The sequence below is a fragment of the Bifidobacterium thermophilum genome, from assembly GCF_002846655.1.
Lineage (GTDB): Bacteria > Actinomycetota > Actinomycetes > Actinomycetales > Bifidobacteriaceae > Bifidobacterium > Bifidobacterium thermophilum.
Genome location: NZ_PCGX01000002.1, coordinates 186,888 through 208,453, shown reverse-complemented (window position 1 = coordinate 208,453; position 21,566 = coordinate 186,888). Strand labels below are relative to the sequence as shown.

Sequence of the window (21,566 nt, the reverse complement as noted above, 5' to 3'; positions counted from 1 at the left end):
GAACGCCAGCACCGAGCCGACACAGGTCGCAGTGGATGGGAGCACAAAGGCTCCACTATGTGAGGATTGGCTCGCACAATGGCCTGNCAAGTAACCGGAATCGGCCACACGGGCCAGCCAAAGGGCGAGTTTGTGAGAATCAGCTCACACAACGACCCGACAAGGGGTCAGGGCAAGCAATATCAACAACCCGAGGGGAGAGTGTGTGAGGATTCACTCACACAATGACCATGCCGGCGGTCGGGACTAGCAGTACCGGCATTCCAAAGGGGCATCGTGTGAGGATTGACTCACACAACGGCCCGGCAAGTAACCGGAATCGGCCACACGGGCCAGCCAAAGGGCGAGTTTGTGAGGATCAGCTCACACAATGACCATGCCGGCGGTCGGGACTAGCAGTACCGGCATTCCAAAGGGTCATCGTGTGAGGATTGACTCACACAGTGACCGGATCGACGACCAGAACCAGCCACCCGCATCAGCTGAGCGGCCACCGTGTGAGGATTCACTCACACGGTGAGGAGTTTGCGGTTTGGATCGAGGGACGCGGCGGAGATGTGAATCCGGGCAGCTGCGCGGGACCTCACCGCCCTAGCTCAGGCAGTTGCAGCTTGGACCAGGCATTGGGCGACGTGCTCGGTGATTGCTTCGGGTTGCGAAATCGTCACTCGCATCGCATTGCCTTGGGTGACACCCGCATCAGTCAGCAGCGTTGCGGCCGTGCCATCAATACCAATAGTCGAAGCACGGCTGAAACCGCCTGCTCCAACAGTTCCGATGCCTGCGGTGTCGGCAACATGATAGGCGGCGTCACCGATTTCGCGACCAGCCCTGCAACCAGCATCCCCGACACTGGCAGCGCTGACCCCACCAGTCCCAGCAACACCACCAACCTCAGCGTCACCGCCAGCACCAGCGACATCAACGCCCGCAGTCCTCTCAACACCTACAACCCCAGCAATCACATCGCTCCCGACGATTCCACCATCCACCCAATCGTCGCCGCCGATCACACACTCCTGCACACGCGAATCGTCATCACTTGCCGAGACGCGGAATTCCGGCAGAAACCGTCCGCCTTCCGCCACACGGATATGCTCCTGCGCGAGAATCCGCCTCGCCGCAGCCGGATCGCGCACCGGCAACCACATATTGAATCCGCTGCCCGGCACGGTTTGCATCCCGAAACGCTCCAGCAGCGCAGCCATCGTCTTGCGCCTGAGCGCATAGGTGTGGCGTGCGCCTGCAATGGTCGAATACGCTTGACGATCCGCAAGCATCTCGCACAGCAGCTCTTGCAAGAACCGACTCACCCAGCCGGCTCCCAGCCGTCGCCGCTCCACAATCGCATCAACCGCTTCACGCGTCCCCGACAACGCCGCAAGCCGCAAATCGGGGCCATGCGACTTCGAAAAACTGCGGATATGAATCACCCGGTCAGGCAACAGGGACCCTAGGGACACCGCGAATACATCAGCAACCATGCCGCTGCTATCATCCTCGAGAATCGGCGGAATCTCACGCCCGGCGGCTTCCTGCTCCCACATGCGCAACACCCGGGCGATCACCGACAACCGCTGGGGCGTATAGCTGATACCTATGGGATTCTGCGCCCGCGGCTGGATGATGATCATGCCGATGCGACGGCCCTGGTCGTGCGTCGGTCCCGCGGACGGGCTGAAACGCTCCAGCACCTCGAACAAAAGATTGGGATCCATGCCTTCCGCATCAACCGGCACGCCGACGGCGATTGCCCCGCTTTCGCGCAGCACATCAAGAATGAACGGGTACGTGGGCGATTCGACAATCACGACATCGCCATGGCGCACGAATGTGGCGATGGCAAGCGCCAGCCCATCCCCCGCCCCGGACACCATGGTCATCGCCTGCGGATCATACGGCCAATCGCCGCGCAATTCCTCCTCCAGCATCGGCAGAATTGTCGGCCCGGTGTACGAGTTCACGAATGCCCGCCGGTTGCCAAGCCGGGCCAAATATGGGCGGATTGGCGGCAGAAGCGTATTGTCCGGAGTTCCGCGGGACAAGTCGATGACCGGGGCGTGGACGGCGGCGAAGCCTCGCATTTGACCGGATGCACGCCTGTCGAATCCGGACGCGCTGGCGCCCGATGTGCGAGAAGCATACGCGTCGTTATTTCGCCCGGATTTTCGACCATGATTCGGCCCGGCATCACGTCCGTCGGCATGCCCCTCGCTCATTCCGTCGTCCATTCCGTCAGCACGCCCGGCCGCCCGTCCGGCATCACGCTCTCCGTCGAGTCCAGCATCTTCGCTGTTATGTTGCCTGGATTCTTCCTCATCGCCCGGCATCTCAAGGATTTGGCCCGCATCAGACATGTCGAACACGGCTCGGGCACCCGCCACCGAAGACATGGCCGTACGCGCTCCCCAGCCATCCGCGCCTCCTGCGAATGACGCAGCCGAAGCCGGCGGAATGTTTACTTCGGACAGCGCCTGCGGAAGCACGAACGTGCCCGCCCTACCCCGCGAATGGATGACCCCCGAACGGGCGAGCATATGATACGCGGCGGAAACCGTGGCCGGACTCACGCGGAGTGCCGCCGCAAGTGCGCGAACGGTCGGCAGACGGGTTCCTTCAGGCAAAACTTCAGTGGAGACCAACGTGGTCAGCGATTCGACAATGCGTTGCGGAGTCGCCCTCGCGGTCTGGGTACGGACGAATCCTGCAAGGCGCTCGGCCTCGACGACCAGCGTATGCCCCGCCCGGATGCCGGACGCGCCAGAATCCGCAGCGCCGGCCAACACGGGAGTTCCCGCGGAATCATCGGGCTCCTGCCCGTCCTGAGATTGCTGTGGACCTTGGAGGGCAAGGGAGCCACTGGAATCACGGGAATCTACCAGTCCGCTGCCGCTGCCGGCACCGGACTTAACATCGTCCGGATGACGAATCCTCGAATCATTGTGCTTATTGTCTGTGATCATTTCGCCTTCTCGCCTTCTGCACTCTCCGCGGCCCACGCGCACACGCTTCATATGACACGCCTAGTATCGCCAATCGCGGTTATTCCGGTGTTTCAAGACGATGCACAACAGGAAATGTCCACGTAAAACGCGAAATGTTCATTGCCCACAATGCCAATTGCAACGTCACATGGCGTCACATGCGATGCCAAATGAACACAGCCGGCCCGACGCCGGAACCCATCCTAGGAAAGGACACATCATGGGACACGATTGCTCGGCAGATGAGACGATCTGGGACGACGCCTACGCGTTGGACCGCGCGCACGTTTTCCACTCCTGGCACGCACAGCGCAACCTCCACCCAACCGAGGTGGTCACCGGCCACGGCGTGTGGCTCAACTACGCGGATGGCCGCGAGATGCTGGACTTCACCAGCCAGCAGGTCAACGTGAATATCGGCTACCAGCACCCCGCGGTCGTCGAAGGCATCAAGCAACAGGCCGAATTGCTCGCCACCATCGGCCCCGACTACGCGAACCTCGCCCGCGGACGGGCAGCCTCGCTTGTTGCACGCCGCGCACCTCAAGGGTTCGACAAGGTGTTCTTCACAAACGCCGGCGCCGACGCGAACGAGAACGCCATGCGCGCGGCACGTCTGGTCACCGGGCGCGACAAGATTCTCTCCTCCTACCGCTGCTACCACGGCAATACGGGCGCGGCAATCAGCGCGACCGGCGACTGGCGGCGCAAACCGAACGATTACGCGCGCGGCCACGTCCACTTCTTCACACCGTACCTGTACCGTTCCGAATTCTTCGCCACCACGCAGGAGGAGGAATGCGAGCGCGCGCTCACTCATCTCGAGCATGTGATTCAGTTCGAGGGGCCGGACACCATCGCCGCCGTACTGCTCGAATCCATTCCCGGCACCGCGGGCATCATCATCCCGCCGAAGGATTATTTCAAGGGTGTGCGCGAAATCACCCGTAAATACGGCATTCTGATGATCACCGACGAAGTGATGGCCGGCTTCGGGCGAACCGGATTCTGGTTCGCGCTCGACGACTACGATTACACGCCGGATATCATCACCTTCGCCAAGGGGTGCAATTCCGGGTATGTCCCGGCTGGCGGCGTAATCATGTCCGACCCGGTCGCCAAGTATTTCGACGACGTCGTGTTCCCGGGCGGCCTCACATATTCCGGACACCCGCTGGCGATGGGCGCGATTGTGGCCACGCAGGAGGCGATGGAACGCGAGCATATCGTCGACAATGCTCACGATGTCGGCCAAGACGTGCTCGGGCCGGGTCTTCAGGCGCTTGCCGAGCATCACCCGACCATCGGCGAGGTGCGTGGCAAGGGCGTGTTCTGGGCGGTGGAGCTGGTCGCCGACCGGACAACCAAAGAGCCGCTTGATGACGCCAGTATGCAGCGGATCGTGGCGGAGGCAGACAAACTGAACCTGGTGCTCGGCGTGCACAACAACCGCATCCACGTGACCCCGCCTTGCGTAATCAGCGCCGAGGAAGCAGCCGAAGGCGTCGCCCGGCTTGACAAAGCGATGACCGCTGCCGGATGCTGAAACCAGCCGGACGAGCATGACACCGCTGCGAAAGCAGCAGGAAGGATGACCATGACAGAACAACAGACAACGCAATCAGTAACACCAACGGCAACACGGCATGTAACGCCAGTTACGACATCACCTGCAGGACAATCAACCCCACAGCCGGCTGACGGCGACCAGCGCGCGGTTGTGACCGGAGCATCCAGCGGAATCGGCGCGGCGACGGTCCGCGCGCTGGTCGCAGACGGATGGCACGTCGTGGCACTGGCACGCAGGGCCGAGCGTCTCAACGCATTGGCTCAGGAACTCGGCGATGCAGTCGAGCCGATCGCCGCCGACATCACCGACGAATCAAGCACACAGGCAGCCGTAGAGACAATACTCGCCGGCGGGCCAGTCAAGGCGCTCGTCAACTGTGCCGGCGGGGCCATCGGCAAGGATCCGGTCGCCACCGCGAGCATCGACGATTGGCGGGCAATGTACGAACTCAACGTGCTCGGCACGCTGCGCATGACGCAGAAACTGCTCCCCGCGCTCAAGAAGTCTGCCGGAACCGTGCTCGTCATCTCCTCGACCGCAGGCATCGAACCGTATGAGGGTGGTGCCGGGTATTGCGCGTCGAAATTCGCCGAACGCGTGATGGCCCGCGTCTTGAGGCTCGAGATGATCGGCGAGCCGATTCGCGTGGTCGATATCTCCCCCGGCATGGTGCATACCGATGAGTTCTCGATGCATCGCTTCCACGGCGACGCTGCCAAGGCCGCAGCTGTGTATGCCGGGGTACCGGACCCGCTGAAGGCCGAGGATATCGCCGAATGCGTCCGTTGGGCGCTTGACCAGCCCGATACCGTCGATATCGACTCGATCGTGGTCAGGCCGCGGGCAGAAGGCTCCTACACCAAGGTGTTCCGCAAATAGGTTTTCCGCGGGTCTCTAGACCGTTATGGCAAACGGCACCTGGACGGCTTGGATAATGAGTCGTACAGGTGCCGTTGCTGCCTCCGGTTGTACCTGCGTTACTTCGTCCCGATGGCACAAGCCGAGGTATCCACACTCACTCCAGGATCTTCCCAGCCCATCGGCGTCTGGTCAACACCAAGGTCTGCCGTAGCCTTCGTGGAGGTGGTCACGTCGAAGGAGTAGGTCATCGATTTTCCGGGGTTCAACAGCACCAGCGTCGTGGTGACGCCCTTGCCGTTCAACGTGGTCTGCTTCGGCGCCACGGACACCGTGCCGTTCCCGCTTGTGGTGATATTCGAAATCGACCCGCCGGCAGGCGCGTAAATCAGCATCTTCTCGGCGGCCATACCGCGCGCCAGACTCGGCACTTGGACGCCACCGGCGATGTAATCAGGTACCTTGGCCAGTTCGGCATTCGTCATTGTGTTGTTCAGCGTGTATTCCACATGGTAGGTCTGCGAACCGTCACTATTGCACGACGTGCGCGTGATCTTGGTCGTGCGGTGCACGTACCAGTCCATCTTGGACGGGTTCTGCTCGGTGATGTACACGCCGATCTTCGGGTTGGCCTCGTCACTCGGCGTGGATGCTGTGAAGCCGGCGGACAGTAACGAGTTTTCCGTCGCCTCATCGAAGCTGTACATGGAGAAGTGCCGGTTCTGTGCAAGCGAGGACATCGCCTGACCGACCTGGGTGAGCTTCTCAAGGTTGATATTCGAGAACATCGCGCTGATCGACTGAGTTGCGACCTCGGTGAAATATCGGTCCTGCATACTCACCGGATATTCCTTGTACACGGTGTTGAGCAAGAATTCCGCCGTATTGGTGCCGTCGAGTACGCGGCCGTCCGACAAGGTGACCTGCCCGTTGATCGCGACCATCTTCTGCAGGAACACCGGATCGACCATGAGCACGCCGTCCAAGTTCTGGCTCGCCCCCCATGGGGTGCGCTGCCAAATCGCGCGCATGCCTTCCGCCGAACGCTGCGCATCGGGGTACACCGCGAGATCACGCATGTCGAAGGACATCTGCAGAGGCCCCCACTGATTGAAAATCCGCTGCTCGTCCGCGGTCGGGTCTCCGGCACCATACGGAATGTACTCGTTGTTCGAATGGAAATCACCGATGGAAATCTTGCCGTTGTCGGTGGTCATGACGCCCACCGAACCCAGCAGGCCGCCACTGGAACGCGCTTCGGACGTGGTCATCGCCATGATCGCATACGTTTTCGCGCCGCCGGAACCGAGGAAACCGGGGATGATATCCAGCGCGCTGGAAAGATTGTTGATGGTCGTTCCCGCCGCGTTCAACTGTTTCTTGCCGCTGGCGTACGCCGTAGCGACCTTACCGATTTTGGGTTGCGGCAGGGCGTCATATTCCTTGACCAGATTCTGGAGCGGCTCGTTCGCGGCCTTCATGGATGTGGCCGCCTGGGTGATCGGCTCGAGGTTCAGCGACCCGTCGTCCGTGGTCAGCGGTGTGTTGACCAACGTGCCCAGTGTGGAGCTCAGCTGCGGAATCGACTCGGTGGTCAGCGCATGCACGATGCGTGTCATGCCGCGGACAGTTGTGATGTCATCGCCGTACACCGGCATGTGGGATGCCAGCGTCCACAGCTTGCCGTTCGTGATTTGTTCGGCGGTGGCGGTTTCCGATTGCAGTTGCGGCAACACCGCGTTGATGGAATCCACCGTGTCTTTGCTGATGCCGGACGCACCTGATCCCGAAAGCCCCTTCAGGCCGGACATCAGCGAAATCGCCTTCTCCTCGTGGGCTTTGACTTCCATGGCCTGCTTGTAGAAGGTGTATGCCGTGATGCCTGCGGCTGCAACCACGACCACTAGAACAGCCAGTACAATCCATGGCCAGATATGCCTGCGCCTGCCCCCATGGACACCGGGCATATTGCCGTGCTGCGCGGTATGTCTGCTCATCTTGCTCCTCACCAATCCCCGGTATGCAGCCCGGTACGGCTATGCCACACCTTGGGCCGCACCGATGCAATCCAACTGAAAATATCCCGCATCGTATTATCCCGCACCCGGGGAACGCAACTGGCAGCTGGACGGGGATGTCCACCGTTATTCCACGTTTCCGTTTCCACCACGCACATCAGGCTGAGAGCTTGGGGCGATGGGCGCGGTAGATGAGCGACAGCTCATTGACTGACCTAGACGGATTTAGATGGATTTAGATGGATTTAGATGGACGGCGCCAGTGGATTGACGCCGTCCGATCGACATCAGACCCGCACAACCACGTCGGCGACACGCATCGTCGACTGCCGATGCGAGACCAGCACAATGGCGACATCGCGCTCGGCGGCCATCTGATTGATTGACGTGAGAATCACCGCCTCGTTCAAGGCGTCCAGACGACTGGTCGGCTCATCGAACAGCACCAAGTCCGCCTTGCGCAGGAAGACACGTGCCAAGCCGATGCGCTGCCGTTCGCCTTCGGACAGGCGCCCGCCAAGCTCGCCGACCTGCGTATCCAGCCCGTCAGGCAGCGAATCGACCAGATCCAGCACAGAAGCCTTTCGCAACGCCTCGCGCAGCTGCTCGTCATTCGCATGTTCGTCGGCGATGCGCAGATTCTGCGCGATCGACCCATCGAACAGATATGTCTCCTGGCTCATCATGGTTTGTACACGACGGCGGTAGGCCGCATCCACCTGCGGAAGAGGCACACCGGAGAAGCGGACTTGGCCGCGCTTCGGATCCCAATAGCGCATCAACAGTTTCAGCACTGTTGACTTGCCACGCCCGGACGGACCCTGAATGCCGAGGATGCCGGCCTTGGGAACAGCCAGGGACAGGTCGCGCACAATCGGCTGGTCAGGGCGGTATGAGAAGTCCACGTGCTCGAACGCCATGCCGTCATACTCAGGCTTGTCGGTTCCCGTCTCCACAACCGCCGGCTGCTCATCAAGCAGGGCGAACAGACGCCTCGCGGAGGCGAAGGTCTGCGTCAGATTCGCCGGAAGCGCGCTCAAGGCGAGGGTCGGACCGAACGAGCTGGCAATCAGCACCACGGCGACCACCGCGTTCGGGATGGAGAACGGATTGCCCTGTGACACACGCAAGGCGACCATGACCGCGCCCACCGTGGCTGCGATAACCAGCAGACCGCCGATTGCAGTAAAACGACCGGTACGGCGGCTCAGGCGGGAGCGTTCCGACCACAGGCGGCGGGTTCTTGAGACGATGTTGCCCAGCCGCTTACTGCCCTGCCCGAACCGGATGATTTCGTCCAGACCGTGCATATCGTCAAGCATGACATCGTCAAGTTGCGCGGAATACTTGCGAATCTTCGGGCCAAGCGTACGCACGCTCGCCGCGAAACGACGGGGAAGCAATACGCCGACAATCAGATGAGAGACGACCAGCAGCAACGCGAACCACGGGTCGAGGGTGAAGGCCGCGACCGCGAACACCACCGTGGTCACCACGGCGATGACAACCGGCGAAATCGTGTGCGCGAAGAAGATCTCCAGCAATTCGACATCAGTGGTAATCAGCGAGATCAAATCGCCCTTGCCTTTGCCTGCGAGTTTGGCAGGAGCCAGCCTGCGCAGCGCGGCGAAGGCCTTGGAACGGAACAGCGCCAGCAGGCGGAACGCCACATTATGGTTCATATACTGTTCCGCGTACCGCATGATACCGCGCAACACACCGCACACGACCATGCAGATCACCGCGGTGCGGGACGACAGCTCCCACACCGGATGACCGAGATGAGCGAACAGGGCGCACACGCCGAACACCGGCAGGAATGTCGCCGATAGATGACCGATAGTGCCATACAGGCATGCTTGGACCATGTACAAGCTCAACGGCCGGACTTCGCCGAGCAAACGGCCGATCAACGACATTGAGCCGGGGCGCTTGCCGGGCGTGTCACCGACAGCGGAGGCGGTTCCCGGGGCGGTATCCGGGCTGGTGTCAGCACTGTTGGCGTTCGCCGCCGTATCCGTTGACGAAGGCTCAGATACCGGCTCAGCCGCCGATTGAGAGGCCGATTGAGATGTGTCGCCCATAGACAGGGCGGAAGCACCGGATGCCGCAGCACGGCTGCCCATACCCGCCAGCTGGCGCATCTGCTCGCTACCGACCATCATCCGTGCGTCATCACGGTGGGAGACATGCTCGAACACCGCTTGTGCCCGGAACAGTTTCGCGTACACGCCATCCGTGACCACCAGCGCATCGTGCTGGCCAGTCTGGGCGACCGTGCCATGGTCGAATACCACAATCTGGTCGGCGAGCACCGCATTCGCAACACGATGCGTAATCATCAGCACCGTTTTGCGGTCCGCCAAATCGCGGATGGTAGCGAGAATACGGTTCTCGCTTTCCACGTCTACACTGCTGGTTGCCTCATCGAACACATAAATCGCGCTGTCACGCAGCAAGGCGCGGGCAATCGCGAAGCGCTGGCGCTGGCCGCCTGACAGATTCGCCGCATCCTGCTCGATTTTCATGTCAAGACCGCCGGGCTGGGCGCACACGAAATCATCGATACGCGCCTGATGCAGCGCGACCCACAGGTCGTTGTCCGTGGCGCCGGGCTTGGCCATCACCAGATTCTGACGCAGTGTGCCAGCGAACAAGTGGCTGCGGGCGCTGACGACCGTGACCGCGCCCGTCAGCGACTGCTCCGCAACATCACTCAGTTCCACATCCGCGGATGTGCCGAGCAGAGAATAACCGAGACGAATCGAGCCGTCATAGCCGACCAACGAACCGCCCAGCAGACCTGCTGCCGTGGACTTGCCGGACCCGGACACGCCGACAATGGCCGTCAACTGGCCCGGCTGCGCGGAGAAATCAACATCATGCAGAGCAATGTTCTTATCATCGCCAGAGCCGTAAGCGAATCCGACATGGTCGAAAGTCACTGACACGGAATCCGCGACAGAAGGCAGACGAATGCTGCCGTGATGCGGCACCGGGGCATCCAGCAGCGCGAAAATGCGCTTCGTGGACGTCATGCCGTTCATCGCCACATGGAAATACGACCCCAACTGGCGCAACGGCAGGAAGAAACTCGCCGACAGCAGCGCGACCACCAAGGCAGCCGGCAGCCAGATCTGGCCGATCATGAACTGCCAAATCGCCACGCCAATACCGGCCGCGGTGCCACCGTACGCCACCAGGTCCATCGCCGAGAGCGAGCGCAACTGGATTTGCAGCACACGCATGGTCATCACGCGGAATTCCTCGGCCTTGCGGTTCATGTCCTCGGCCGCACGCCCGTCGGCATCGAAGGTTTTCAGCGTTTCCAAACCCTGCAGGTCGTCAAGGAACGCAGCGCCCATATCCGTGTACTTGCCCCAGTACTTCTTGAACACGCGGGAGGCGCTCATCGCGACCAGCCCCACGATGATGACAATCAGTGGAGCGCACACCAGCAGCACCAGCGCGGCAGGCAAATTGACGGGGGCAACAAAGATGAACAGGGTGATCGGTGCGAGAATCGAATAGAACAGTTGCGGAAGGAACAGTTCGAAGAAGCTTTGGATTTGCTCAATGCCCTCGCCTGCGGACTGGACCACGTCGGAGGTGCGTACGCGCTGGGCGTAGGAGGGGCCCAGTTGCAGCATTTTGCGGTACAGCTTCTCACGCAGGGCGAGTTTGACGCTTTCGCTGGCGCGGGTGCCGAAATAGGCGGAGCAGCGGGTGGCCACGTATTTCACGACAACGATGACGGCGATGAACAGGATGAACATGCCGTAATTGTCCGGGTACGCCGACAGGGCATGTTTGCCGGATTCGAGTGCCGAATCACCCTGTGTCTGCGCAGGGTTGAGGCACCTGCCGATCGCGTTGAGCTGGGTGCATTTGGACGCGTCAAGCGGCTCGACATACCCGAGGATGTTGCCGAGCAGACCAACCAGAACATAGGCGAATCCGATATCCGCCAACAGCGACACCCATAGGCATACCACCTTCGCAGCCACCAAGCGCTTGATGCCCGGCGTCAACGAAAACAGCCGCTTATCGAACATGCCGACCCCTTTCCGCGTACGCGAATCACATGACAACATCTCACTGGACCCGTTGACCTGGAGCTGAGCGGCCTGCGCCGGGGACCTCGCCGCCTGTCTGCCGTGTTGTCCGCTTCGTAGCGGTCGCACGGCAACGGGGTTGGTCGACACCATCCGGTGACGGTCGATGCGTCCGGCAGCCGGCGGAGCGGTCCGCGCATGATGGGGGCACCATGCTGTGAAGGCCTGAAAACTTGGGATTCAGACGATCCGGGGACGCTGCATGCCAACCGCATACGGTCACGATCACAATGGGGGTATTGTAGCTGATTGTCTCGGCATCCACCAGAGTTTCCGCAAACCGCGACCAATACTCCATAATCCCGCGTCATCCCGTGCGAAGGCGGGCGGAACCGCAAAACTGGTGGATGCGCTTGCTCTGGCTCCAACCACTCCCAGCTCTCCGCTTCCGGCTCCGGTGTTTCGCAACTGAGCGGACAGTCACCGTCCCAGCGATACGCCCGCCAGTGAGGTTCGTTTGACGACTTTCGCCTCAACCTGGCCGACACCGTACGTGGAGACCGGATAGCCGGGTTCCGGCCCCTCCCCCATCAGGAACAGCGCCTCACGCATCGCGGCAACGCCAAGCTGGCTGTAGTCCGGACGAATCGTCGTCAACGGCGGGAACGTATCGCTGGCCACCGCAATGTCATCAAAACCGGCCAAACTGACGTCCTGCGGAATGCGAATATCGTGCTCACGCAACGCACGAGCCACGCCGATGGCCTGAGCGTCACTTGCCGTGACAATCACCGTCGGCAGTTTGGCGCCTGATGAGCCGAAGTATTCCAGCACATGGTTCATTTGCGCGTACGCTTCATCGGACTGCCAAGAGCGGCATCGAACCACATTCGAGGAAATCGCGTATTGCGCGGACAGTTCACGCCACGCTTCGAGCCGTGTCGTCGCATCACGCCACTGAGAAGGCCCTGCGATATACAAGGCCGTGCGGTGCCCATAGCCGGCGATCATGCTGAGCAGCCGGTCCATGGCCCCCCATTGGTCGATGCCCACGACCGCCGTCCGGTCGCGCTGAGCTTCGTCATGAATCATGCTCAGCCCGGTGCTAATGCTGGTTCCGCCGTGTGTCGCCGTCAGCAAAATCCGCGGCCTAGTGACCGGGGCGCGACACGCCGCAGTGAACAGGACATCCGTCGGCACCATCATGATGAACGCGTCCACGTTGAGTTCGTCAAAGCCGTCACACAGATGGTTGAAATCGTTTTGCGAACACATGGCCTTGCGAATCATCGACACGGCGACGAACAGGCCGCGAGACCGTGCAGCAGCTTCAATCGCTTGCAAGGTCTGCACCTCGCCATGGAACTGGTCGCCTCCCATAATCACGCCGATGATGCGGGAACGGCTCGATGCGAGGGCTCGCGCGGAATTGCTGGGGCGATAGCCGAGCCGCTGGATGGCTTGGCGCACACGATTGCGTGTGTCAACTGACACGTCGGGCGAATGGTTGATCACACGGGAGACGGTCTGATAGCTGACTCCCGCCAGCGCGGCCACATCCTTCATTGACGGGCGGGCGGTGCGGCGATGGTGCTCCATCGAATTCGTCTCCTTTCTTCATGGTGTTGATGCTGCTGGCGTCTATCTGGCTGGTGTAGCCAATCCGGTTGATATATGCGGGTGGTGTCGTCAACCTAGGTGGGCTGGCTCCCTACTGGTGCCAATCGAGCTGGCGCCCCGGCTGAATTGTCGCACGGCTGAATTGTCAGTATTCAGACCAGATGCCAACTCAACCGGTGCAAGGGCGTCGGCCCATACTTTGCGATCGCATCGCGATGCACCTGCGAGCCGTACCCTTTGTTGCGCGCCCAACCGTATGGCTCATACGCCGGATTGCCTTCGGCGATATCCACCATCAGATGGTCCCTGGTGACTTTCGCGATGACCGCCGCCGCGGCAACCGTGGCGCAATGCTGATCGCCTTTGACTTTAGTGATGATGTGGGCGGGCACCGGAACGTCCGGCGCGTCGAAGGTGCCGAGAGCGGCGGTGATGTAATCGTTAGGACCGTCGAGAATCCCACCGACACGGATGGCGCTTTGGGGCGTCTGTGTCGCGCCGCCGATACCAAGCTGGCGTTCCAGCTCGTCCAACGCACGCAGGGCGGCTACACCGAGCGCATAGGTGATGCCCCATTCGTCGATTTCGGTATTGCTCGCCTGACCGACCGCGCTTGAGGCGCACCACCGGCGCAACGGGTGGAATATCGCCTCCCTGCGATGTTCCGTCAGCATTTTAGAGTCCGCGACCCCTTCAGGCACCGTCAATGTCGGCAAGTCACGCGCCCAAATCGCGGTGGCGCCGACCATCACTGGACCGGCGAGGGAGCCTCGGCCAACCTCATCGAATCCGACAATCACATCGTAGCCTTGGGCGGCCAGGGTGCGTTCCAGCTCGAGTGTGGGAACCGGGCGAACGTGTATCGTACTGCGTTGACCGATGCGTCGATTGCTGCGCGCAGTGTGCGCTGCCGTTGCGGTGCGCACGGGCTGGTCGGCATTCGCTGTGTGCGCGGTATGAGCAGTGTCTTGAGAACTGCTGGGCTCGTCATGCTGGGTTGGGGACATTCGCGAACACCTCGTGATGGGAATTAAGTCTGCCGATGCGGTTGAGCGGCCAGTTGCGCACAATCGCCACGCCGAGCACATCACTAATCGGGACGAGACCGTTCGACCCGTCATCCTGGTGATAGCGGGAATCCGCGGAATTGGCGCGATTGTCGCCAAGCACGAAAATATGGCCCTCGGTCACAGTGACGTTGAAGGCAAAATCGCTGGGTTGCACGCCGGGTTTGAGATACGAGCTTTCATCGATGGCCACGCCGTTGATGGTCACCGGCTGGCCGGCGCCAGCGCATGCCACGGTGTCGCCCGGCAGGCCGATAAGCCGTTTGATCAGATCATCGCTGCCCATTGATGATTCGGATTGCAGCCAGTTGGCGGGGTCTTTGAACACCACGATGTCACCGCGCTGCAACTTGATGAGGTCGGGCGCAAGTTTCGTGGTGATGACCCGGTCGTTGATTTCGATGGTATCCAGCATGGAGCCTGAAGGAATCACATAGAAACCGAACAGGAACACGCGCATGAGCAGCACGATCAGTACCGGGATACCGCACCACAGCAGCCATTCGCGGGCGTTCTCGGAGGTTGACGATGCGCTTGCAGAGCGTCGCGGGGCACCGCCGCGGGACGACGAGCCGGATGCGTGGGCCGCATGGGCTGCGCGCGCTGCGTGCCGGGCGTGTCGGGATGATACATCATCTGGGGCGTTCGCTGGGGAAAACTCCGGGGAAAAATCTTGGAAGAAAGTCTGAGAGGAAGCCGGGGGTTGTGATGATGCCGAGGCTGGTGTCGTTGCGGTGGCTTGTGTCGTTGCGGTGACAGGGGCGGGATTGATGCCGCGTTCGGCGACTGAAAGGATGTGGGAATCCGCGTCACCGCGCTGGTCGCTTGACGACCGAGACATCTGCTGCGTCATGATTCTCCCATCTGCCGATCTGCTGTCGGCGAAGCCTTGTCAGGCACCGTGCCGAGTGCGATGCCGGGGCATCCTGCCGGAGCACGCCGGGAGGATGCCGAACGTCCACCAAATCGCGCTGACAGCACGCCCTACCGGAGCGTCCGCAGGCCGCGCTGTCAGTCGCTCACCGTATTGGCTCGACCATGCTATCGCCACCCCAGCTTGACCGGTGCTGTCGCATACGTTACCAGCACGTCTGCTCGTACCCGCCGATTCTCCGCAAGTGAGGACTTATCGGACAGTCGAAAACCAAGTCCATACCCCGCGGCTATTCCGACTTGCGGCTTGCTACGGAATGCCCCAGTATTGCAAATCCGTGTTGTCACAAGCGGCACGGGCCGCCGGTGCATCCGCCACGCCCGCGCCGTCCACACTGTTTGAAACGCAGACAGCCCGACGACCGTTACTGGTCGCCGGGCTGTCCGGTTCATGCGATGAGCGCGAAACTCACTTCTCGCTGTTGTCGCGACGCTCGACGATACGAGCAGCCTTGCCGCGCAGCGAACGCAGGTAGTACAGCTTCGCACGACGCACACGGCCCTTGCGCACCAGCTTGATCGAATCGATCGACGGGGAGTGCAGCGGGAAACGACGCTCGACACCCACGCCGAAGCTAATCTTGCGCACCACGAAGGTCTCGCGCACACCAGCACCCTGACGAGCGATCACCACGCCGGTGAACGCCTGCAGACGGGAATTGTTGCCTTCCTTGATCTTGACGTTGACCTCGACGGTGTCGCCAGGACGGAACGCAGGGATTTCCTCCGCCGGCTTAAGATGCTTGGCGTCGAATGCTTCGATGGCATTAACCATGATGTTCCTCCATCGCCGCCGCATACCGACGATTGGTCGGGGCTGCACGGTCCCCTTCGGGATTCCGTTCAGCTGAAATGTCTTCGCAGGTTCGCCTGCGAAGGGTGCCAATCCGCCGGAATCATGGCGTTGCCACCACGTAAGTGTTCCGGCTGGACCCAAAGAAAGACGGGATTATGCGGCGTCCCGTTTTTCGGCATAGCAAAGGTTCATTTTACTGTGATGTGCGGACTGGGATCGTGCGGATTATGACGCATGCAGACTGGGGTGTACAGACTGTGGCTGCGCGGACATGACGGCGGCTCGGTCATCGGGCGCGCCTGGGACATCAGGCGTGTCAGGGGCATCAAGGGCCGACTGACTCGTCGCGGTAGCTGGTATCCGCTTGCCATGCGGCCAGCAAGTCGCACCGCAGGCGGATACTCCCACCGGCCAATCCGGATGCAGCCGATACCCCGCCGCCGCGTAACCCGGCAGTCACACCACGAGCAGATACGCACACAGATTCCCACCGAACAGACCCCACCAACACAAAAATCCCGCCATCCGTAACGGTAACGGATGGCGGGATCCTGTTGGCTTGGTCTACCGGCAGGTCAGGCTACGCTGGCCGCCATACACCACGCAGCGAATCAGAACTCGCGGTTGGCGCGGTAGAACTTGATCAGGCCTTGGGTGGAGGCGTCTTGGGCGGCGAGCGCATCGTCGTCCTTGGAAATCGCCGGGGTGATCTGCTTGGCCAGCTGCTTGCCGAGCTCGACGCCCCACTGATCGTAGGAGTCCAGGCCCCACACCGTGCCTTCGACGAAGGTGATGTGCTCGTACAGGGCGATCAGCTCGCCGAGCGAGAACGGGGTCAGCGCCACACCGAAGATCGACGTGGTCGGGCGGTTGCCGGTGAACACGCGGGCCGGGACGATGTCCTCAGGCGTGCCCTCGGCGCGCACCTCGTCAGCGGTCTTGCCGAACGCGAGCGCCTTGGTCTGCGCGAGGAAGTTGCCCAGGAACAGCTCGTGCACGTCCTGGTCGCCGTCCTTGGTCGGGTTCGGGGTGTTGACGAACGCGATGAAGTCGGCAGGAATCAGCTGCGTGCCCTGGTGGATCAGCTGGTAGAAGGCGTGCTGGCCGTTGGTGCCCGGCTCGCCCCAGAAGATCTCGCCGGTGTCGGAGGTGACGGGGGTGCCGTCCCAGCGCACGGACTTGCCGTTGGATTCCATGGTCAGCTGCTGCAGGTACGCCGGGAAGCGGTGCAGGTACTGGTCGTACGGGAGCACCGCATGGGATGCGGCGTGGAAGAAGTTGCGGTACCACACGTTGAGCATGCCGAGCAGCACGACCACGTTCTTGTCGAACGGGGTGTTGGCGAAGTACTCGTCGATCTCATGGAAGCCGTGCAGGAACTCCTCGAAGCGGGCCGGGCCGAAGACCACGGCAAGGGAGGTGCCGACAGCGGAATCCACGGAGTAACGGCCGCCGACCCAGTTCCAGAAGCCGAAAGCGTTGGACGGGTCGATACCGAACTCCTCGACCTTCTCCAAGTTGGTGGAGACGGCGACGAAGTGCTTCTTGATGGCGTCGGCGTTCTGCGCGTCGGAGCCGTCGATGGCGCCCTTGGCCTTGAGCTCTTCGAGCAGCCAGGTGCGGGCTTCACGGGCGTTGGTCAGGGTCTCAAGCGTGGTGAAGGTCTTGGAGACGATGATGAACAGGGTGGTCTCCGGGTCGAGGCCCTTGGTCTTCTCGGCCAGATCGTTCGGGTCGATGTTGGAGATGTAGCGGGCGGAGATGCCGGCGTCAGCGTACGGCTTGAGCGCTTCGTACACCATGACGGGACCCAGGTCGGAACCGCCGATGCCGATGTTGACCACGGTTTCAATCTTCTTGCCGGTGACGCCCTTCCACTCACCGGAACGGACCTTGTCAGCGAAGGCGTAGATGCGATCGAGCGTGTCGCGCACGTCCTTGACGACATCCTGGCCGTCGACGATGTACTTGCCTTCATCTTCGACCGGGCGACGCAGCGCGGTGTGCAGCACGGCGCGATCTTCGGTGTTGTTGATGTGCACGCCGGTGTACATGGCCTTGGTGCGCTCGTCAAGCTTGACGGCCTTGGCGAGGTCTGCGAACAGCTTCAGGGTTTCCGGCTTGATCAGGTTCTTGGACAGATCGAAGTGCAGGTCGCCGGCATCGAAGCTCAGCTGGTCCACACGGCTCGGATCCTCGGCGAACCACTTCTTGAGGCTGATGCCTTCGTTCTGCAGCTCGTCATAGTGCTTCTGCAGGGCAGCCCACTCAGGAGTCTTGGTGGCGTCAACTGGCGGATTGATGGCCATACTTGGTCCTTTCTTCATAATCGAAGCGATATCTTCCCGCTTGCGTGGCAGGCACGCGACGTGGAATGACATCGTTTGCTTCCATGTGACAAGATACTCACAAAATAGGACAGAACCGGACAGTCTTCGATGCCGTCCGGGCGGAGCCGGTCACAGCAGCTCGTCACGGCCTTCCTGTCGCAGATGCGCCACCATATTCTTGACTTCCTGGCTGCGTGCACGCGGCGCGACGAGCAAAGCATCCGGCGTGTCGACCACGACCATGTCGTTCACGCCGAGCAATGCAATCGTTCGTCCTGCGGCGGGCACCACCACATCGCCGGCGGAATCGATATAGGACACGTTTTCGCGATCGCCGAGAATCTTGATGTTCTGCTGGTTCGCGCTCGGCAGCAATGCGGCGACGGAATTGAAATCGCCGATATCATCCCAACCGAAATCACCCGGGATCATCGCCACGCCGCCCTGCACGCTCAGCGGTTCGGCGACCGCGTAATCGAATGCGATTTTCTCGATGCCCGACCAGTGAGTCGCCATCGCCTCGTCGACCGCATCACCGCCGGCAAGGTACGCGTCCGCGATAGCTGAAATCGCGTCGTACATACGCGGCTTGTATTCACGCAAGTGGCCGAGCAGCACATCCGCGCGCATCACGAACATGCCGGCGTTCCAACGGTATTCGCCGGTGGACAAGTAGGCCTGGGCGGTCGCGGCATCGGGTTTCTCAACGAACCGCTCGACCAGCCGTGCACTCGGGGCTTCGGGCACGTCCGCGGCCAGGGAACGGCCCTGATGGATGTAGCCGAACGCCGTGGACGGGCGGGACGCAGCGATGCCGATGGTCGTCACATAGCCGGCGCGCGCAGTGGCGACGGCCTCACGGACCGCGCGGGCGAAGGAGGCAGCGCCACGAATCACATGGTCCGCGGCGAACGACCCCACCACGACGCGCTCCCCGTGACGGCGAGCCAACACGGCGGCGGCGAGGCAAATCGCGGCGGTGGAATCACGCGGCACCGGTTCGGCGAAGATGTCGTTGCCGTCAAGTTGCGGCAGCTGCTCGCGGATCGCCGCGACATGCCGCCAACCCGTACTCACCGTGACATGGCCCCGCCCCGCAACGCGTTCCAGCCGGTCGTAGGTGGATTGGATCAGCGTGCGACCCTGGCCGAGCAGGTCGTAGAGGAATTTCGGTTTGGCCTCGCGGCTCAGCGGCCACAGGCGGGTTCCCGTGCCGCCGGCGGGAATCACCGCGTAGAAATCCTGGTTTTCATTCGCTTCCGCGCGCCCGCTCAGCGACTGCGGTTCCTGCCGTTCCGTCGCCATGCCCGAAGTATCTTGCGGTTCACCGTGCTGCGCATTCTGTGCATTCGCGTCGATCATGCTGCTCATGGCTCCATTGTGGCACAAGCGTATGGCACAGGAATGCGGTATAGAAATACTGCGATGCTGATGACATGTGCTTTCAATCACGAACTTCTGGCGTGTTGTGAGACCGGGGGCGCGATTCCGAAGGAGAAAAATATTTGAGGGGACGAAATCCGCGAAATGGAATGTCGCAGAACGTAATGTACACAGAACGGCAAAAATCTCAATATCTCGACGATTTACACCATGTCATCGAGATTTTCAGAACAAAGTCTCAATATCTCCTTGCGAATCCGGATTTTCCCGATTTATTGAGATTCCGCACTCGGCATCACAGACGGCGAGCAGTCAAGAATCGTTGAAATTCCAGGCTTTTTCGCGACTGACCATCATGCTCGACACATCGAGAAATCTCAATATCTCGTCTAAATTGCCGTTTGCGCGAGTCGTTGAGACTTTTTTCGAACAATCTCTCAACATCGCGGCTCGAACGGGAGATATTGAGACTTTGGTATGGTGCCCGGGCAATCGGCGTCGGGTGCTCAAGGCGGAATGGATACGGAAACGAATGGCATGAGTCGAAGCATGTCGAGACAGCGGACTTGCATCCCGTGTCCTTGCCGGCCGCAGGGGATGGAACCGAGTTTGCCGTGCAGGCCGGGGGTTGTCAATCGCGCGTATGCTAGGGCATACGCCGTACGCCGGAAGCAAGCGCCCGACGGGCCTGATATGCCGGTAGCGGGGCGCCGCGTATGCCCGGGCATGCGCGGGCCGGCGAATGCCAGGCGATCCCGTCGTTCCCCGGCACCTTCCGTCTGGTTGTGTATGCCGCCGCATACGCGAAGAAATGGAATGCCTAAAGCAATACCTTCGGTTTCTATATGCCGGAAAAGACAAATTGACGATGCGGTTTGATGCGCGGTTTCAGACGCGGTTGACCATGCCGTTGCCGGATGCGGTTAACGGTTCCGACGTCGGACCGATTGTTGTGTCGCTGCAGATGAGGGGTGTTCGATAAGAGCCTGAAGCTATGACTGCAACGGCTGGAAGGCCAAAACGACGAGAAAGCTAAAAGTGCGGGAATCTGAAAGCGCTGGAAAGACCAGAAAGACCGGATAAAAAATGAGGAGGCTCTCAGGCCTCCTCATGATCGTCGTCGTTGTCGCTGTCTTCCGACATAAGTCGGTCGAGCGCGGCGAGCGTCGAATCCATTCTGAGTATTTGCTCAGTCATGGTCTGTCCTTCCTTTCTCGATTGATAATGGTTGGATGCGTCGGGATTATCCGGCAATGCGCATGAATCGCGCAATCATGAATATACCCGACCGGCGCTTCGGCTGCGTGAGTGGAAGGCTGATTTCACGGTAATTTTACGAAATGATTGCGTAACCAACCGGTTGATGACAACGTTTCTATCCTTGTGAATGCCGACATCCTGTCGGTATGCGAGGATGCCGGCAGAAGTGCAACCGCCATCGTTTGCAGTGGTGATTGGTGAGTGTGTTTCGCTGTGCGCGCAGAGGGATTCATGGAGCGTGCCGTGTTGAATGCGTGTGATGCACTGCAGCAAGCGGGTTGCAAGACTGAATCGACTGCGCGTCCACGACCACGGAATCGGGGGCGCGATTCGTGCCGTCTGACCGAAATCGTGGGCAAACTGTGGGCACAACGTGGGCAACACATTGCGTCGTGGCGTGCAGTTCCCGTTATCGGCATGATTTTGATTGTGCTTTCGGAGCTTTCGGATGTTGCACGATTTGGGGCTCCACCAATCGCCGTGCCGTTGTGCGTCAGCGTGTTTCGCTTGGAATTCTGCGGTTGTCTGCACTCTGATGCGGCTGGCTTGGCCCAGTGGTACATTGGACAGGTCGCGCGCGTGGCGGAATTGGTAGACGCGCAGGATTTAGGTTCCTGTGACTTTGTCGTGAGGGTTCAAGTCCCTTCGCGCGCACTGGTGTATGTGCCCCGGCATCGGCAGAATGATTGTGA

At 60.9% G+C, this 21,566-nt stretch carries 11 protein-coding genes and 1 tRNA gene; 3 read left to right on the top strand and 9 right to left on the bottom strand.

From position 1 onward, the window contains the following. Window positions 1-596: 596 nt before the first annotated feature. Window positions 597-2,963: an aminotransferase class I/II-fold pyridoxal phosphate-dependent enzyme gene (locus CQR48_RS09090; RefSeq protein ID WP_180334491.1), complete on the bottom strand. Its 2,367-nt coding sequence runs from the start codon at window positions 2,961-2,963 to the stop codon at window positions 597-599. Window positions 2,964-3,204: 241 nt separating this feature from the next. On the opposite strand from CQR48_RS09090, the gene CQR48_RS01810 reads away from it, so the two are divergent. Both CQR48_RS01810 and CQR48_RS01805 read left to right on the top strand, forming a co-directional pair. Next, window positions 3,205-4,530, top strand: coding sequence for an aspartate aminotransferase family protein (locus CQR48_RS01810; protein ID WP_101451777.1), 1,326 nt, complete (start codon window positions 3,205-3,207; stop codon window positions 4,528-4,530). Between the two features lie 51 nt (window positions 4,531-4,581). Further along, the gene (locus CQR48_RS01805; protein ID WP_244898883.1) at window positions 4,582-5,433 is read left to right on the top strand and encodes an SDR family oxidoreductase; all 852 of its coding nucleotides are present in this window, start codon (window positions 4,582-4,584) and stop codon (window positions 5,431-5,433) included. Window positions 5,434-5,531: 98 nt separating this feature from the next. On the opposite strand, the gene CQR48_RS01800 is transcribed toward CQR48_RS01805, so the two are convergent. From CQR48_RS01800 to CQR48_RS01765, 8 genes are all read right to left on the bottom strand, one after another. Next, window positions 5,532-7,409: a DUF4012 domain-containing protein gene (locus CQR48_RS01800; RefSeq protein WP_101451775.1), complete on the bottom strand. Its 1,878-nt coding sequence runs from the start codon at window positions 7,407-7,409 to the stop codon at window positions 5,532-5,534. A gap of 308 nt (window positions 7,410-7,717) precedes the next feature. After that, window positions 7,718-11,485 (bottom strand): thiol reductant ABC exporter subunit CydD/CydC, encoded by a 3,768-nt coding sequence (locus CQR48_RS01795; protein WP_101451774.1) that lies wholly within the window; start codon window positions 11,483-11,485, stop codon window positions 7,718-7,720. Between the two features lie 480 nt (window positions 11,486-11,965). Next, on the bottom strand, window positions 11,966-13,084 hold the full coding sequence (locus CQR48_RS01790; RefSeq protein ID WP_101451773.1) for a LacI family DNA-binding transcriptional regulator: 1,119 nt from the start codon (window positions 13,082-13,084) through the stop codon (window positions 11,966-11,968). Between the two features lie 173 nt (window positions 13,085-13,257). Beyond that, window positions 13,258-14,112 carry a ribonuclease HII gene (locus tag CQR48_RS01785; RefSeq protein ID WP_240932258.1) on the bottom strand — a complete coding sequence of 285 codons (855 nt, stop codon included), beginning with the start codon at window positions 14,110-14,112 and terminating at the stop codon, window positions 13,258-13,260. Beyond that, a complete protein-coding gene (gene lepB, locus CQR48_RS09085) occupies window positions 14,093-15,025 on the bottom strand; it encodes a signal peptidase I (protein WP_033493842.1) in 933 nt (310 codons plus the stop codon). Before lepB ends, CQR48_RS01785 begins: the two co-directional genes overlap by 20 nt. A gap of 489 nt (window positions 15,026-15,514) precedes the next feature. Beyond that, entirely contained in the window at window positions 15,515-15,880 is a 366-nt protein-coding gene (rplS, locus tag CQR48_RS01775) for a 50S ribosomal protein L19 (protein WP_015449855.1), read from the bottom strand. A 632-nt stretch (window positions 15,881-16,512) separates the two neighbouring features. Beyond that, the gene (gene pgi, locus CQR48_RS01770; RefSeq protein ID WP_015449853.1) at window positions 16,513-18,210 is read right to left on the bottom strand and encodes a glucose-6-phosphate isomerase; all 1,698 of its coding nucleotides are present in this window, start codon (window positions 18,208-18,210) and stop codon (window positions 16,513-16,515) included. 150 nt (window positions 18,211-18,360) lie between these two features. Beyond that, window positions 18,361-19,536, bottom strand: coding sequence for a mannose-1-phosphate guanylyltransferase (locus CQR48_RS01765; RefSeq protein WP_081602342.1), 1,176 nt, complete (start codon window positions 19,534-19,536; stop codon window positions 18,361-18,363). A 1,911-nt stretch (window positions 19,537-21,447) separates the two neighbouring features. On the opposite strand from CQR48_RS01765, the gene CQR48_RS01760 reads away from it, so the two are divergent. Next, window positions 21,448-21,528: transfer RNA gene (locus tag CQR48_RS01760), tRNA-Leu, on the top strand. The last annotated feature ends 38 nt before the right edge of the window (window positions 21,529-21,566 follow it).